Origin of the sequence: Vibrio cortegadensis (genome assembly GCF_024347395.1) — a bacterium.
Taxonomy (GTDB): domain Bacteria; phylum Pseudomonadota; class Gammaproteobacteria; order Enterobacterales; family Vibrionaceae; genus Vibrio; species Vibrio cortegadensis.
This window is the reverse complement of sequence record NZ_AP025472.1, coordinates 2,135,700-2,151,426: the sequence shown is the minus strand read 5'-3', so window position 1 is coordinate 2,151,426 and position 15,727 is coordinate 2,135,700. Positions and strand designations below refer to the sequence as shown.

14 protein-coding genes are annotated in these 15,727 nt (G+C 37.1%); 9 read left to right on the top strand and 5 right to left on the bottom strand.

The features are described from left to right. The first annotated feature begins 78 nt into the window (after nucleotides 1-78). The 9 genes from OCV39_RS10110 to OCV39_RS10070 all read left to right on the top strand — a co-directional run bounded on the left by OCV39_RS10110 (nucleotide 79) and on the right by OCV39_RS10070 (nucleotide 9,829). Entirely contained in the window at nucleotides 79-1,227 is a 1,149-nt protein-coding gene (locus OCV39_RS10110) for a VpsD family glycosyltransferase (protein WP_017053496.1), read from the top strand. After that, the gene (locus OCV39_RS10105) at nucleotides 1,217-2,632 is read left to right on the top strand and encodes an oligosaccharide flippase family protein (RefSeq protein ID WP_261888414.1); all 1,416 of its coding nucleotides are present in this window, start codon (nucleotides 1,217-1,219) and stop codon (nucleotides 2,630-2,632) included. The genes OCV39_RS10110 and OCV39_RS10105 overlap by 11 nt, the downstream gene beginning before the upstream one ends. Further along, complete coding sequence (locus tag OCV39_RS10100; protein WP_017053499.1) at nucleotides 2,619-3,839, top strand: VpsF family polysaccharide biosynthesis protein; 1,221 nt, start codon at nucleotides 2,619-2,621, stop codon at nucleotides 3,837-3,839. The genes OCV39_RS10105 and OCV39_RS10100 overlap by 14 nt, the downstream gene beginning before the upstream one ends. 34 nt (nucleotides 3,840-3,873) lie before the next feature. Continuing rightward, the gene (locus OCV39_RS10095) at nucleotides 3,874-4,296 is read left to right on the top strand and encodes a serine O-acetyltransferase (RefSeq protein WP_253825327.1); all 423 of its coding nucleotides are present in this window, start codon (nucleotides 3,874-3,876) and stop codon (nucleotides 4,294-4,296) included. Between the two features lie 10 nt (nucleotides 4,297-4,306). Then, the gene (locus OCV39_RS10090; protein WP_261888413.1) at nucleotides 4,307-5,638 is read left to right on the top strand and encodes a phenylacetate--CoA ligase family protein; all 1,332 of its coding nucleotides are present in this window, start codon (nucleotides 4,307-4,309) and stop codon (nucleotides 5,636-5,638) included. Between the two features lie 2 nt (nucleotides 5,639-5,640). After that, on the top strand, nucleotides 5,641-6,726 hold the full coding sequence (locus OCV39_RS10085; protein WP_261888412.1) for a glycosyltransferase family 4 protein: 1,086 nt from the start codon (nucleotides 5,641-5,643) through the stop codon (nucleotides 6,724-6,726). Next, the gene (locus OCV39_RS10080; protein ID WP_261888411.1) at nucleotides 6,719-7,909 is read left to right on the top strand and encodes an aspartate-semialdehyde dehydrogenase; all 1,191 of its coding nucleotides are present in this window, start codon (nucleotides 6,719-6,721) and stop codon (nucleotides 7,907-7,909) included. Before OCV39_RS10085 ends, OCV39_RS10080 begins: the two co-directional genes overlap by 8 nt. A gap of 28 nt (nucleotides 7,910-7,937) precedes the next feature. Next, nucleotides 7,938-8,690 carry a WecB/TagA/CpsF family glycosyltransferase gene (locus OCV39_RS10075; protein ID WP_261888410.1) on the top strand — a complete coding sequence of 251 codons (753 nt, stop codon included), beginning with the start codon at nucleotides 7,938-7,940 and terminating at the stop codon, nucleotides 8,688-8,690. 98 nt (nucleotides 8,691-8,788) lie between these two features. Further along, nucleotides 8,789-9,829 (top strand): acyltransferase family protein, encoded by a 1,041-nt coding sequence (locus OCV39_RS10070; protein WP_113799991.1) that lies wholly within the window; start codon nucleotides 8,789-8,791, stop codon nucleotides 9,827-9,829. 91 nt (nucleotides 9,830-9,920) lie between these two features. Here the strand turns inward: OCV39_RS10070 and OCV39_RS10065 are convergent, their stop codons facing one another. The 5 genes from OCV39_RS10065 to vpsO all read right to left on the bottom strand — a co-directional run bounded on the left by OCV39_RS10065 (nucleotide 9,921) and on the right by vpsO (nucleotide 15,723). Further along, nucleotides 9,921-11,258 carry an O-antigen ligase family protein gene (locus OCV39_RS10065; protein WP_261888409.1) on the bottom strand — a complete coding sequence of 446 codons (1,338 nt, stop codon included), beginning with the start codon at nucleotides 11,256-11,258 and terminating at the stop codon, nucleotides 9,921-9,923. A gap of 68 nt (nucleotides 11,259-11,326) precedes the next feature. Next, a complete protein-coding gene (locus OCV39_RS10060; RefSeq protein ID WP_261888408.1) occupies nucleotides 11,327-12,238 on the bottom strand; it encodes a hypothetical protein in 912 nt (303 codons plus the stop codon). A 127-nt stretch (nucleotides 12,239-12,365) separates the two neighbouring features. Continuing rightward, nucleotides 12,366-12,812, bottom strand: coding sequence for a VanZ family protein (locus OCV39_RS10055; RefSeq protein WP_017053508.1), 447 nt, complete (start codon nucleotides 12,810-12,812; stop codon nucleotides 12,366-12,368). After that, nucleotides 12,809-13,516 carry a VpsP family polysaccharide biosynthesis protein gene (locus tag OCV39_RS10050; RefSeq protein WP_261888407.1) on the bottom strand — a complete coding sequence of 236 codons (708 nt, stop codon included), beginning with the start codon at nucleotides 13,514-13,516 and terminating at the stop codon, nucleotides 12,809-12,811. The genes OCV39_RS10055 and OCV39_RS10050 overlap by 4 nt, the downstream gene beginning before the upstream one ends. Further along, nucleotides 13,516-15,723: an exopolysaccharide regulatory tyrosine autokinase VpsO gene (gene vpsO, locus OCV39_RS10045; RefSeq protein WP_113799922.1), complete on the bottom strand. Its 2,208-nt coding sequence runs from the start codon at nucleotides 15,721-15,723 to the stop codon at nucleotides 13,516-13,518. Before vpsO ends, OCV39_RS10050 begins: the two co-directional genes overlap by 1 nt. Nucleotides 15,724-15,727: the final 4 nt, after the last annotated feature.

The window sequence follows — 15,727 nt, the reverse complement described above, 5'->3', positions numbered from 1 at the left end:
CTGCACTGTCTTATTGCGGTGTGATGCAAACTTAATTAAGGCAGCGTTATTTCTTAATGTTGCCTTAAAGGAAACGTAATGAAAAAGATATTGCTTATTGTTCCTCTCAGCACAGTCAAGTGGGGAAGCGAAAATGCAGGAGGAGTAGATAGTGTTTGTCAGCAAATCATTCGTTCGTTAGCAGAAAAACCGCCAGAAGGCTATATGTATGAAATAGTTGCAATTAAAGTGGGTACGACGGATGTTGAATTATTTGAACAGTATGCTTTACATGAAAGGGTAACGCTTACATTTATCCCAGAAAAAGAGACGTTATTTGGGATTACGGTGCCTGGGTTTGTTTATCATAATTACTTTCTATACAAAAAAATAAAAGAATCTCAGCCGGATATAGTACATAGCCATTTAATAAGCCTCCCACTATTTTCGTCCAATAATGTTAAATCCATACTAACACTTCATTCTTTTGGGAAAATAGCGAGAAAGTCACGAGGTTTTTTTAACAATATAATTTTTGAGTCAATCTTGCCAAAAATGACTCTGTCAAAAGCAAACATGATCACATGCGTAGGCGATATCATTTTTGATGAAGTGAAGGGAGAACACCTTCATAAGTTAGTTAAAATCGGCAACCCAATTGATAGCTCGTTCTTCCATGCGAAAAATAGTCGTTCATATGGTGACTCAGTAATTCGGTTAGTTACTTGTGCCCTGATAACACCTCGTAAACAAATTGATCTAATCATTGAGTTAACTAAAACTCTGAGTAGTTCAATTAATGTAGAGCTAACTATTATTGGCCCAGATGATAATGAATACTCGAGAGAACTAAAGATAAAAACTGAAAACTTAAATATTAGCGAAAAAGTTCATTGGATGGGTGCGATGTCTCAAGCCCAGATAATTGAACAATATGAACTTGCGGATTTAGGAGTTTTCTTATCAAAGGAAGAGACATTTGGGCTAGCACCGTTGGAGATGTTAGCTGCAGGGTTGCCGCTGATATCGACGTCTGTCGGTATCCTGGATGAGAAAAATTCATTTTTCAGAGGATTAGGCGTTTGCTTTATTGATGTAAATAGAATGGATGATGAAGTATCTAGAATATTAGCGTACATAAACAGTGTGAAGACAATTGATAGAGACGAAATAAAATCCATTTTTTCAATAGACAGCGTCGTTGAGAAGTATCAAGTGGCATACGGAAATATTAATAGTGATAAGTAAGCTTTTTAAATATGCGCCGGTTCAAATACTCTCTGCATTTAGCCTGTTTTTACTCATCTCAATTCAGACGAGGTATTTATCTCCAAATGAATACGGTCTGTTAGCAATTTTCTTAGTATTTACAGAAGGCGCTCGCTCTGTACTAGTTCAATGGATTAATAACTGCTTAGTGAGATTCTATTCAACATCATCATCAAAGTTGAAATTTGTATCACAGTTGTCATTTTGGTTGTTGGTTTGCTTGTTTTTATCATCACTTGTTATTCTCATATGCATGATGATGTTTAATGTTTTCACCGTAACAAATTTTGCAGCCATTTATCTGTTATTAATATCAAAGAGTTTATATTTATATTTAACGGAATGTGCAAGGGTTGAAGAGCGAGTGACTCATTATCGAAAAGCTGTTTTTGTTCAATCAATGTTGTCTGTAATAATAAGTTATATTACCCTTTTGTATTATGAGAATATTGTGTCAGCTATATTTTCATTGATTGTAAGCTATACAATTTCATTAGTAATTGTTGGATATCATGGGACAATATCTAATAAATATAATAAATCGATGAAAACTACACTGCTTAGTTTTGGCCTTCCATTAATGATATCTGGATTACTAGGTATACTAGCATCACGTAGCGACCGGTTGCTCATTGCATCATTAACTGATCTTGAACAGGCTGGGTTATATTCTGCGGTTTCTAATTTGTTAATGGGAATTATGTCACTAGTATTTATGGTCGTAGCATTACCACTTTTCCCTGAGTTGACTAAAAAAGTTAATGACAAATCAGAACTGTATAAGAAGCATCGATACTATGGAGGTGTTATATGCGCACTCAGTATACCGTCGACAGTTGGTATATGTTTGCTAGCACCACATTTAGTTAAATTATTCTTAGGTGAACCCTACCAAGGTATGGATCTAAAGATATTTTACGCTTTATCTATTGCTACTTGGTTTTTTAATATTAAGTGTCATTTTTTGGACCATGGATTTCAATTCGTAATGAAAACAAAGTGGATGCCAATTTTAACCTTAAGTGCATTTGTCATTCAGGTCGGAATTTCTTTGGAACTAATTCCGGTGTATGGAGCGATAGGTGCTGCAATCAGTTTTATGTTAGCGTTTTTTGTAGTTTCAATTTTCACTTTAATCGTGGGGACGCGCCTTGGGTATCGGTATCCGTGTCCTCAACATCTACCTGAAACTTTATTGGCAACCATGATGATGGCTATATCTGTAAATGTTACTGGCATGTATACAAATATACTACCGAGTTGGCTTGTTATTATTATCTTTATCAGCGTTGGATTTTTATCATATGGGTCAGTGCATTTTATGTTAAATAGCTTTTCTATCAAAGACTACATAAAGGGCTTAACTGTCAATGAAAAGCACTAGTATCTATCTCTATGTTGTAATTTCTATTATCTCGTCGGTAACTCTTGGTGGGTATTTTCTTGAAAATATAGGGATTCCTTATGTATCAAATGGTGGTCCCGCATTTGTAAAAATACATATTTATGCATATACAATTATGTTTTCCTTTGCAATTGTTACATTAAAGTTGGGGCCTCGATGGTTTGAATTACCATTAGGGAAATTGAATAGTATTTGGTACGTAAGTATTTTATCTTTACTATTTGTTGTGGTCTATGGGTTTGTTCGACATGGAACATCAGGGATGGCATATTTGATTAATACATTCCTCTCACCACTGTTGTTAATACCATTGCTTTCAATAATAAGTAAAGATCAAGCAAGTAAATTACAAAAGTTAATAGCTTATTTGATACTCATAAACTCAATTATAGCAATTATTGAATACTTACTGCATTTCCGTGTGGTCAATGTTGAGTTCAATTCTTTTTCGTTTTTTCGTTCAACAGCTCTGCTCACACATCCGCTAAACAATGCACTTATTACTGCAAGCCTTGCAATTCTTATTTTCAACAGAAGTGTAGTGCCAAGTTTTCTGTATGTGTTGATTATTCTTTTATCTCTTTTTTCTTTTGGAGGAAGAGCAGCTTTAGTCATATTTTCTGTCACAGTTTTTCTTTATTGTCTTCCTGTGTTGTGGCGATTTTGTACAACTGGTGTCAATGGGGACAAGTTTAAAATCTCGATGCTGTTGCTTTTAGGCTATTTTTCACTGCTTATATTTATATTTGTTTTGATTGATTCAAATATTTCAGATCGAATCATGTCAAAACTCTATATAGATAGCAGTGCTTCGGCTCGGATTGATGTGTTTTATTTATTTGAACAGCTAAGCATTTCCGAATGGATCTTTGGCGCTAGTGATAGACTTCTTGAATCGATAGAATTGTATATTGGGATAAAAGTTATTGAAAATTATATTATTGGTTGGATTTTTACATTTGGACTATTAGGGATGATACCTTTAACAGTATGCGTTTTTCTTCCAATGTTTTTCTTCGCTATAAATGGAAGGTATTCGGACAAGTTAGCGATGATGACATTCTTCGTTATAAGCCTAACAAATAATTCATTAACAACTAAAACACCAGTATTACTGCTGTTTTTATGTATTCTCTATTTGAGGTATAAAGAATGTCAGGACGAAACAAAAAGTATAAATTATTGATGAATGGGTATTGTAACAAATGTTGATAAACTTAATGTTAATTGGAAAATGGTGTAATAGTCATCATTTGAGTTTTGTGTCTAAGATAATTTACGCAATTCAATTTTTTCTTTTCAATTCGTCTCTTCCTCATAGTGCCATTATCGGGAAAGGTAGCAAATTTGCTTATGGCGGTATTGGGTGTGTTATACATAAAAGAGCGCGGGTCGGAAAAAACTGCACCTTTGGGCAAAACATTACTATAGGTGGTCGGTCTAAACATGTAGATGTCCCAATTATAGGGGATAATGTTTATATCGGTGCAGGTGCTCGCGTCCTTGGTCCAATAAATATTGGTGACAACGTGATTATTGCACCAAATGCAGTGGTTATCTCCGATGTACCACCATCAACCATTGTTGGTGGCATACCTGCAAAGGTGATCAAATCTGATATTGACCCTAGCAACTTTATTTAGGACTCGAGACATGTTTTTAAGTGGAATCTATATTAACTCTCCAATCTTTGTTCAGAATACATTGTTAAGTGTACGGGCATTAATTAGAGTTGTTATTCGTGAAGGAAAAAGTCAACAAGGCTTAACTAAAAAATTACTAGCACATGATAAAAACCTTAATCAGTTGAAGAAATATTCTGAATTAGAGTTAGATTCGGTGATTAAAAAATCAGAAACAGTACCAGCTTATAAAAAGTCAAAGTTAGAGTCTGATGGATTAGAGAGTTTTCCTGTCATTAGTAAAGACGATATCAAATCGAATAGTGAAAACTTTGTTTCGGATGCAAAAAAGAAAAATGTTATTCATGGTGCAACAAGTGGCACTACTGGGACTCCTTTGTCCATCCCTCAAGATATTGAGTCGGTTATTCGCGAGCAAGCATTTGTTGCTCGCCACCTCGATTGGGCAGGTTATCAAAAAGGTGACAAGCGCGCGTGGATTCGAGGCGACATGATTGTTCCTTTAGAACAGAAGACCGTCCCATTTTGGCGATACTCATGGTTCGAAGATATGATTATGTTGTCATCCTTTCATATGACAAAAAATGCGTTACCACACTACATTAAAGCGATGGTTGATTTCGGTGTTGAAATTATTCAAGCCTACCCGTCATCAATCGTTACCCTTGCTAAATATCTAGAGTCGCAAGGCGAATATTACCCATTAGGCCTTAAGTCCATAATTACTTCTTCAGAATCGCTATCAGATGAAGACAGACGAGTAGTAGAAGACAGGTTCCAATGTACAGTTTTTGATTGGTACGGGTTATTTGAACGAGTGGCGGCAATCGCTAATTGTGAGCATGGTCGTTATCACGTGTTAACTGATTATTCTCATGTAGAGTTTTTTGACGCTGGGAATGGAACTCACGAAATCGTTGGAACCAATTTTAACAATAAGCATTTTCCCTTAATTCGATATAAAACGGGTGATCATGTCGTGTTGTCTGATGAGACCCACTGCCCATGCGGAAGAGTCTTCCCCATCATTAGTAAAATTGAGGGTCGTGTGGGTGATTATCTTATCGGTGAAGATGGTCAGAAGGTTCATATTTTGAACCACATTCCCAAAGGGGTAGATGGCTTACTTGCATGTCAATTTATTCAAAATGAACCGCGCTCAATCGTCATTTCGGCGGTCATAGATGAGACTGTGTTTGACTCAAACCAGGAATCAAAACTTATTGCTAACACCAAAGATAGATTGGGGCAAACAATGAGTGTGGGCATTAAATTGGTTAATTCTTTAGATAGAACACGAAATGGGAAAATAAGACAAGCAATATGCACAATCAAGGAATAGATGTGAATAAAAAAATTAATATTACAGTGGCAACCGATATTCATGGTCAAGGTGGTGTTGCTACCGTTTTAAGTGTCTATAAAGAGTGTGGTTTATTCGAAAATAATCGAGTGAAATTAATTGCTAGTCACTCCTCTAACAATAAATGGGGACACCTTGGCGCAGCGCAGTTGTTCGTCATGTGCATATTCAAGTTAGCTTATTATATTTTATTTCATGACGTTGGTTTAGTTCATATCCATATGTCTTCACGTGGAAGTTACAAGCGTAAATCTCTGTTAGTCAGAATGGTAAAAGCATTAAACACTAAAGTGATTCTTCATCTACATGGTGCTGAGTTCAGAGAGTTTTACGCCAATGAATGTGATGAAAAGAAAAAAACGCATATCAGAAAAACTTTTGAAATGTCAGACAAGGTTATTGTTCTTTCGTCACACTGGCTTGATTGGGCGTATCAAACACTTAATAAAAGTGATCATGTCAATGTTATTTATAATGCAGTTCCAACTTTATCGATAAAGAGATCCGAAGTCCAACCTGGAACGATTGCTTTTTTGGGAAGGATTGGCCCACGTAAAGGTGCACTCGATCTCATTCATGCTTTCAAGCAAATTAAACATGCTTTACCACATGCAACATTAATGATGGCAGGTGATGGAAATATATGTGAATACAAGGAAGAAGCAAAAAAGCTGGGTATTGACGACTCAGTTCACTTCTTAGGTTGGGTTAGTGGTCAGGAAAAATTAGATATCTTGAAAAAAGCGGACGTGTATTGTTTACCTAGCTACAACGAAGGGTTTCCTATGGGAGTCCTAGAAGCTATGTCTGCTGGTATTGCTGTCGTTTCAAGCTACGCAGGGGGTATTCCAGATGCCATATCTGATGGTGTTGATGGCCTGCTAGTTGATGCTGGAGATATCAAAAATTTAGAGCAAGCCTTGATCACTATGATTTCAGATCGTGATGCAAATAGAGAGTTTGTTAACGCGGCAAAGACTAAATTTGATGATAATTTTTCTCTTGATGCAATTATCCCTCAGATGCAAAAAGTTTATGATGATATGTTGGGCTCAGAAAATGAATAACATTGTTGATGTAAAAGATACTATTTTTCAACAGGCGAAGTTACGAAACTTTGCTGGATATGATCCATTTGATGGTTTGAATGCCCGTTTTTTCTGTCATTTCCCAAGCTTGAAAGATAGCATCGTTGGACTAGCTTGGATCCAATTATTTAAGCGTTCACCTATCAACTTTCGCCCGTTATTTGGGGTGCCTGAAAAAAGGAATCCTAAGGGGATCGGTTTATTTATTTTAGGGATACTAGAAGAGTACAAAAGTACAAAGGACTCGAAATTACTTGCTGAAGCTGAAGAGTTAGGTAATTGGTTACTTGAACAAAATTGTGCTGGTGATGAATGGACCTCTTCTTGTTGGGGTTATCATTTTGACTGGAAAGCGCGTGCTTTTTTTGTTCCTAAAGGTAAACCTAACGTGATCACCACAGTTTATGTGAGTCGCGCATTATATCAACTCGGGCTCCAATTAGGACGCGACGATATGGTCAATACCGCCTTAAGCAGCGCTGATTTTATTGTGAACCATCTCTATACAAACATTGATAATCAGGAATTTTTTGCCTATATACCGGGTGAGACCGCTTTTGTTCACAACGCTAGTCTTTGGGCTGCTGCTTGGGTGGCATTTTCTGCCAGTCAAACAGGAAACAGGAAATACCGAGACTTGTCTTTAAGGATTGCTGCCCGTAGTGCTGGGCAACAATCTATAGATGGTAGTTGGGTTTATGGTGAACGGCACCATCACCAGTTTATCGATGGGTTTCATACTGGATATAATCTAGAAGCGCTGTATGAAATTAAAGCAGCGTTAGATACTGATGTTTTTGATGCGACGATAAAAAAAGGGCTAGACTATTACATCAATAATTTCTTCGAAAAAGATGGTACTGCGAAATACTATAATACTAATCGATATCCAATTGATCCTCATTCTGTCGCCCAAGCTATCATCACATTAATAAAAGTTGACCCTACATCAGAACATATCGCTTTGGCGAAAAAAATACTGAATAACTCTGTTGATACTCTGTACTCAGCAGAGAAGAAACAATTTATTTATCAGAAGAATAATCGGTTCTCTATTGGAATCAATTACATTCGTTGGACTCAAGCTTGGATGTATTATTCATTTTCTGTTTATTCTAACCAAAATCATAACCACTCATGGCCATCCGAAATCACCAAGTAACATCGAAAAATACTGTTAGAGAAAAATTATGGAAAGCGAATTAGTTAACAAAGAAATAAATTTTTTAAATGTACCAATGCATGTTTTGTCTATGAAGGAAACGGTTGAAACAATAAAGCAGCGGGTTGCGGATCAGGTTTTTACTCAACATGTCGTTGTCAATGTCGCAAAGATAGTGAACATGAGAACGGATGTTGAACTTGCTGATTCGGTCACTGAGTGCGATATCATTAATATTGATGGAATGGGGGTTGTCTGGGGGGCTCGTTTTATGGGCCATAATGTTGGGCAACGCGTGGCTGGTGTCGATCTGTTCCATGAACTTAATGCTATGGCAGAACAAGAAAAATTTCCTGTTTTCTATCTAGGAGCGGAGGAGCAGGTTGTCGACAAAACAGCACAAGTCATGCGAGAAAAACATCCTAACTTGGAGATCGCAGGTTTTCATCATGGGTACTTTTGGGATGATGAGCTTGCTTTGGTTCATTTAATTAAGGCATCTGGAGCTAAGCTACTTTTTGTAGCCATTACCTCTCCAAAAAAAGAAAATTTTATAAACAAGTGGAAAGATGAGCTTGGCGTCGACTTTGTTATGGGGGTTGGTGGAACATTTGATGTTGTTGCTGGAAAAGTTTCGCGAGCACCTTTATGGATGCAAAATTCTGGCTTGGAATGGTTATATCGAGTAATTCAAGAACCACGTAGAATGTGGAAGCGATACTTGATAACAAACAGCAAATTTGCTTGGCTACTTATAAAAGCTAAATTAAGAAAATCTTAAGAAGTATGCCAGTGTACTTAGGTGCTTATCAAATTTAGGTAATTGCTCCTTATCATTCATGTTTTATTATAATTTATGCGTCATTGTTTAGGGCTTCCATGCATATCAACTCTTTTACGCAATTTAGAGCTATTGCAATCTTGTTTATCATTTCAGGGCACTCTTTTTCAGTGGTTGGGATGAGTTTTGATAGTTTATTTGATAAAGCTGTAATGAATTTTATATCGGGTGGGACATCACTCTTTGTTTTTATCTCAGGGTTTCTGTTTCATCATGTATTTTATTCAAAGTTTAACCATAAAAAGTTCATCATTAAAAAATGTCAAAATGTGCTGTATCCATATTTAATCATAGGATTAGCTCCTATTACACTCTATGTGGTAACACAGAGTAGTGCCTTTGACGGATATTTCCTCCCCAATGGTGAGGGGATTTTAAGCGAATATATTGTACCCATTATTAAGTATTATATCTCTGGAAGATTTATTACTGCTTACTGGTATATCCCATTTATCATGATAACCTTTTTTCTTTCTCCCATACACGTGATGTTTATTCGTTTAAACTTAAAGTTTCAGATGATGATTATCATATTATTATCACTAGTTGCGGTTTTCATCCATCGCCCAATTGATAATATCAATGTCATTCAGAGTTTTGTCTATTTTACACCAGTATACTTGATTGGAATGGTGGCCTCGATTCATAAAAACCACATATACAAATACCTAGGAAGTAAAGAAATTTATATCTTTGTTTTTATTTTCTTAGTGCTTTTATTGCAAATCTATTGGGGATGTGAGGGGAGTTCTCATAAACAGCCTTTTGAATTTGTGGGCTTAGATTTAATGTTTATTCAAAAGATTGCATTGTGTTTCTTCTTTATGGTACTTCTACATCGATTTGAGGATGTGGACAACAAATACATAAATGTTATTGCATCAACTAGTTTCGCTGCATTCTTTATCCACCCATTTGTTATCAGTATCATATCAAGGCTTAATTTACATTATATTCAATTAGACTCATGGTTGTTCTTTGTCTTTTTCGTTGGGTTGCTGCTATCAGCTTGTATTATTGCATCGTTATCCGTGAAAAAATTAATTCCTAATCATAGTAGGTATATCTTAGGCTATTAGCTTTGTTGACAAATATGTGGCATAAAAACCCTCTATGATGATGTTATAGGGGGTTTTTAGTTATTAGGATGCTAATTTATTGTTTAACCTATCAGTGGTTAACTGTGGCAACTGTAGTTCCCCGAGTTTTGTAGGATGAACTCGGAATCTTTAATGACCAATGAGCCATCATTAAACATAGTATAAAATACATTGCTGTTGCTGGTGCTTGTAGAGGGAAATCTACACTCATGTGAACAGTCATGCCTATAATTGCCATTAATGAAGACAGACCAATTCCACGCATTAGTCGGTTCTTTCTTCTTTTGAAGGCTTTAAGACCGTGGCGTGCGGAGAGCACAATCATTCCCCCTAACAACATGACATTAACTAGGCCGTACTCTAATGTAAATTGGATATAATCATTATGTGTATGATCATAGAATAATTGGACATTACCTTGGTTATACGCCGGAAAAGTTGAATAGAAAGTACCAGCGCCAAAGCCTGATAATGGTCTTTCTTTAACAGCAGCAAGTGAGTATTCAATCACATCATCTCTGGACTCTGTTTCTAAACTCGTCGCCACAAGCCTTTGCTTTATTTTCTCAAGTCCAAACCAATTACTGACGATAAATGTATCCACAATGAATAGACTGAAAATTAAAATATAAACACTTTTTGATTTCAACTTATAGTGTTTTAGCAAGAGGGCACACCCTACAACTAGTGCAATAAAGAAAGACACATTTCCCATCCTTGAACGTGTCAAAACCAATGCGATAACCATTATTATTAGCCCGAGGCGCACAAACGTTTTGTCATTGAGTAGTACAGACAAAAAATGCGCCATATTGTTTTTGATCCCAACGGATTTTGAGTCTGCTAGCTGAGCTGTCAACAGACCAAAGCCAATACAAAGGTTTAGCATTAAGAAGTTAGCCAGATGATTATGATAGACAAAACTGCCTGATGCTCTACTTCCAAGTGGCAATTCAAATATTAATGAATGATCAAGATGGAGTAGGTTGATAACGCTTGCATAAAAAGCCTGAGTGATACCGGCTGCGAGCATGACAGTGGCAAGCAATTTTAGTGTTGTTGAATTATAGATAAGCACTGAAGATACTAAACAAAGTTGCAGATAGTGAAATCCCTTAAGCGCAGAGACTAACACTAACCCAGGATCTTGAGATAAATGCAGGTTCGGAATGCTTTGAATGAGTGACCATGTTGCTGTTATCAGAAGTGGTAATACAATGACAATTGTTCGTTTTATGCAGTTGACCCAATGCTTTAATGGGAAGATAAACAAGCAAGATAGCATTATCAGAGCAAGCCATATTTCGTTGAAAGACCAAGCAAGTGGGCGGTTGCTTCCTAGAGGTATGGGGAGCCAGAAGATGAAAATTAAGAACAGGGTAAAGGTTATTTTTTCTATAAAAGGCATACGATAGTTCATCAAATGACGAAGGTTAGCTTAACCAACCTCCGGGGTAAGGGGATTATAATAGAGTGCTAATTCGTTGATGCGGTACCGCCGCCGCTACCACTACCCGTTCCTATAGTGGATGTGTTTCCAGGGTTTGTCAGAACAGGGGGGGTTGGTAGTGTCGTAGGTACATCCGTAACCGGTAAGTTAGCAATAGGTAAGTTTCCGTTTTCGGGAGCACTAATTGCAGGTGAATTATTCACTGGTGTATTACTCACAGGTGCATTGTTTGCGATAGGAGTGTTATCGGCAGCCGGAGAGTTGATCGTTATCGGAGAACTAGCAACTGCAGGCGTATTCGTCGTTAAAACTGGTCTGTTCGCCGCAGGTGTATTAACTGTTTCAGAAGTTCCATCTGCTGTCGGGGAGTTGACAAGGATAGAGTTATCGTTTGTCACAGGTAAATTATCAGCGGCAACTAATGCTCCAGCGGTCGGTGTACCTGCGGCTGTTGGTTCAGTAATGCTTGCCGGGTCAGCACCGCCACTAATTGCAGCTAAAATTATATCTGTTGGATCCATCGCTCCTATTTTAGCCACAGCATCAACGATCTCTTGCGCTAGAGCTGGATTTACTTCTACAGCAATTTGTACAAGTTCAGCTTGTAAATTTTTAGGTGCGATTTCAACAAGCATTGCTGTTAATTCTGCAATATCACTATTAGGAACAATTTCCAAAACCGACTTTAGGATTTCTGCCATTAAAGTGGGTTGTATTAAAGAAGCCAGTTTAGCTATTTCTTTTGCCATTTTAGGGCATTGTGCAGACAATTTCTTGACTAAGCCTACAAGGTCATCTGCCTGCTCTAACTGTTCTTTTATTGCCTCAGTGCTTGAACAAGCCGTGTTTGTTTTATTGTTTATATTAGGTAACGTTAATGCAACGGTTAATCCTAATGAAATTGTGATGAGTAGTACTAGCCAAAGTGTTTTTTTCATGTCTGTATCCTATATTCCAGATAGACAAATTATAATTATGTTATTGCTGCTAATATAGGATGGCTAGAGTAAAAACCGTCTATTTCTCATTTTTAAGGCGATCTGATTATGTCTATTTTCCAGATAATTAGGTTTTTTCGACAATATATTTTTTCGTTCGATATTTTAGTTGACCATGAGCATGATTGAGCATATAAGCGATAACAACAGCAAAAGTTATACCGGATAAACTTGCTGTAATATCTAGCCAAGAGAATGTCCTCGTACTTGAAAATATTTGTAAACTTTCATCAATCAAGCAAAATGAAGAAATTGTAATAAAAGCGAAGATCGTACTGAATTTAACGCCATGCAATGCTGTAAGTACCCTAATAAACATCAGTGCAATGAGCAAAGCGCAGATAAAATGTAAATATAAATCTCCCCCGAGGTAGTACTCCAACAAATATGTGCTATTGCCATGGCTATTCAATGTTTTCGATAGAGAGAGTAGAGCGGTGCCCAGTGAGATTAAGGTCAAAACGAGCAGTGCTATCGGGCGTCTATTAATCACTTTATTTATTGTGGAATTCATTGTAGAAACCTATCGCAAAGAGGAACATTCTTATTATAGTCTCTAGAGTGTTTAACAATAGCAGTACATACAGAGTGTAATTGGCCTTGTGATTTAAGGTAACGATACATGTCACCCCTGGTTTTGGGATGAGTTAAAGCTCGTGCTGCATGATCTAGCGCTAGTTTTTTTTGTGGTGAGGTAAATAATTGCCAGTTTATGAGTCCAATTTGTGAAACGGTTTGGTTTACTTTAGGCGTAAATGGCCCATATTTATCGGCTTTATTTATATATTGCACGATATTTTTACTATCTAATTGCGAGTCGACTACAATCAAATCGGCCCAAGTATCAGGCCATATTGGTCTTAATGATGTGCTTTCTAAATAAGCATTTTTAGCGTGGATCAAACTATTTTTTCTGTCAGTTGAATTCTTGAGAAAGGCTTCCCACTCATAGATCTTACCTAGTATATTGAAGTAGTGAGGATGAGAAGGTTGGAGACTAATTGCTTTTAATGCGATTGTTTTTGTTTCTGATACGTTTTCTAATGTTACGCTATCTGGACGAATGGACCAACGCTCTATATTTTTCTCGGCAGCAGAGGCGTAGACAGATGCTACGCCAAAGCAGAATGAGAAATATACCATCGCCAAGGCCCCAAAGATGGCAAGCCATCTAAGAGGTTTGAAATAAAAATTATATTGTACTTTTGAATTGGTCATTAAGAGTTTTCAGAACCATAGTAGGATTGGTACTGATGATATCCACCATAATGTGCTGCTTTCTTGACGTTTAGTTTGTTTAGAATAACGCCATCAATTCTGACGCCTTGCTGTGCTAATTTTCCGACCACATCACGGACAACTTTAGTTCTAGTATGTGCCGCATTAATGACTAATATCGTCGAGTCGACATATTGAGTCAGCATAAAGCTATCACTTACTGCAAGGCAAGGTGGTGTATCAATAACAATCCTTGTGTAGACAGTTTTTAGCTTATTTATTAATAATTTAAATTCCTCTGAAGAAATAAGCTCTAACGGGTTATTGGTTAAAACACCTGCCGTCAAAATATCTAAATTCGACTCTTCATCTGTGTATATGCAATCTTTATAGCTATGAGTTCTCGTGAGCAAGTTGGTTACACCAGGTTGAGACCCTGGAACATCAAAGCGATGTGCAATAGATGGTTTTCTTAAGTCGCAATCTATAAGAAGTGTTTTTTCCATTTGTGAAAGCGAAAAAGCTAAGTTGATGCTTGAAGTTGTCTTTCCTTCTTCTGGCAACGATGATGTGACCATCACAACATGGGCTTCTTTGTTGGTGTTGGCGAGCAAGTATCCTGTTCGAATTGTTCTGATCGCTTCTGTTAAATCTCTGAATTTACTATCAAAGTAGGACTTAAGCTTTAACTGACCTTTCACTTTTATTTCTGGAATTACGCCTAAAATGCTTAATGAAAGCTGTTTTTCTACTTGTTTGATATCAACGAACGTGTCATTGACTGCATCGGCCATGAATGCCATGACACAAGCAAATCCGAAAGAGGCTATAAAAACCAGTACCACAATTAGTTTTCTGTTTGGCTTGCTTGGTGACAATGGAGGATTTGCAAAATCAGTAAAACGCGCAATGGTCGCATTAAAGTCACTGGATGCGCTGGTCTCTTTCTGACGACTAAGAAATAGGTCAAATAGCTCGCTATTGGTTTGTACTTCGCGTTTTAATTCAGAATATTTTGCATTTTTTACAGTGAGTGTTTGAAACTCTAGTTTTCTTTTCTTTAATTCTCTATGTAATGACTTTTCCGCCTGCTTCGCTGCTTGAAGTTCATTATTGATACCATTTAATAACTGTCTGAGTTCAGAGTTCAGGTTTCGTTTTACGGATGTTAATTCTGCTTGTGCTGACTTGAGAGATGGGTGTTTAGGACCGTAACGTTTAGATAAGTCTGAAACCTTTCTTTCAGCTTGAACTTCAGCGAGTTTTACATCACGTATAATAGGGTGATTGGATATTTCAGGAATAGAGGCGAGCGAAGACAAATCACTATCTTTACGGCTGTATGATTGAGCGACTAAAAACAGAGTTTCAGCTGCAACTCTGCGATCTCTGGTTTTATTGAGTTGTGATGTTAGCTCGGCAAGTTCTTGAGATGCTAAGCTCTCTACACCTTTGATATCAACCAGACCTTCGGTTTTTAAGAAGTCTTGCATTTGTGCTTCAGATGTTCTTAACTTTCCTCTTAACTCTTCCATGCGATTGTTTAGCCATGTATTGGCTTTCAACTCGACTTCCAGTTTTGCTTCAATGTGGCTATCCATAAAAACACGACCAATTTCATTGGCAATGTTTGCTGATAGTTTTGGATCCTTGCTTGTATAAAGAATACTCACGAGCTGAGTTTTTCTGATAGGCCTAATTTCTAGGCCCCGCTTGAATTTGGCAAGAACCAAGCGGCTGTTGCGATACGCTGCCGCTTCTATTGACGCAGGAACCTCTTCTTTTTTGAAGGCTTTCAAGACTGGAAATTGTTCAAAAATGTCAATATTCAATCCAAACATTGGTTTTTTTTCAACGGTTGGATCAAATTCTGGATTACTGTTTAAATTTAGACGAGCAATAACCTCTTCAGCAATTCGATCTGACTTCAAAATTTCAATTTGAGTAAGGTAGTATTCCTGGCTTTTTGTATCAATACCGTAAACGTCTTCGATGGAGACCGCTTTTGCTTGTTTTGATTCAATGAGCAATGAAGCTTTTGCGGTATATTGTGATGGTATTGATAGCACAATCAGAACTGCAATTGCTGTCATCATTATTGAGAATAGGAGAATGCGCCATTTGTAGTTCAGTAAAATGGTAAAGTAGTGGCGAATATTCAGAGGTTCATCTGTATTCAATTTATTGTTAATTAATGAGTTTTCCATGGGA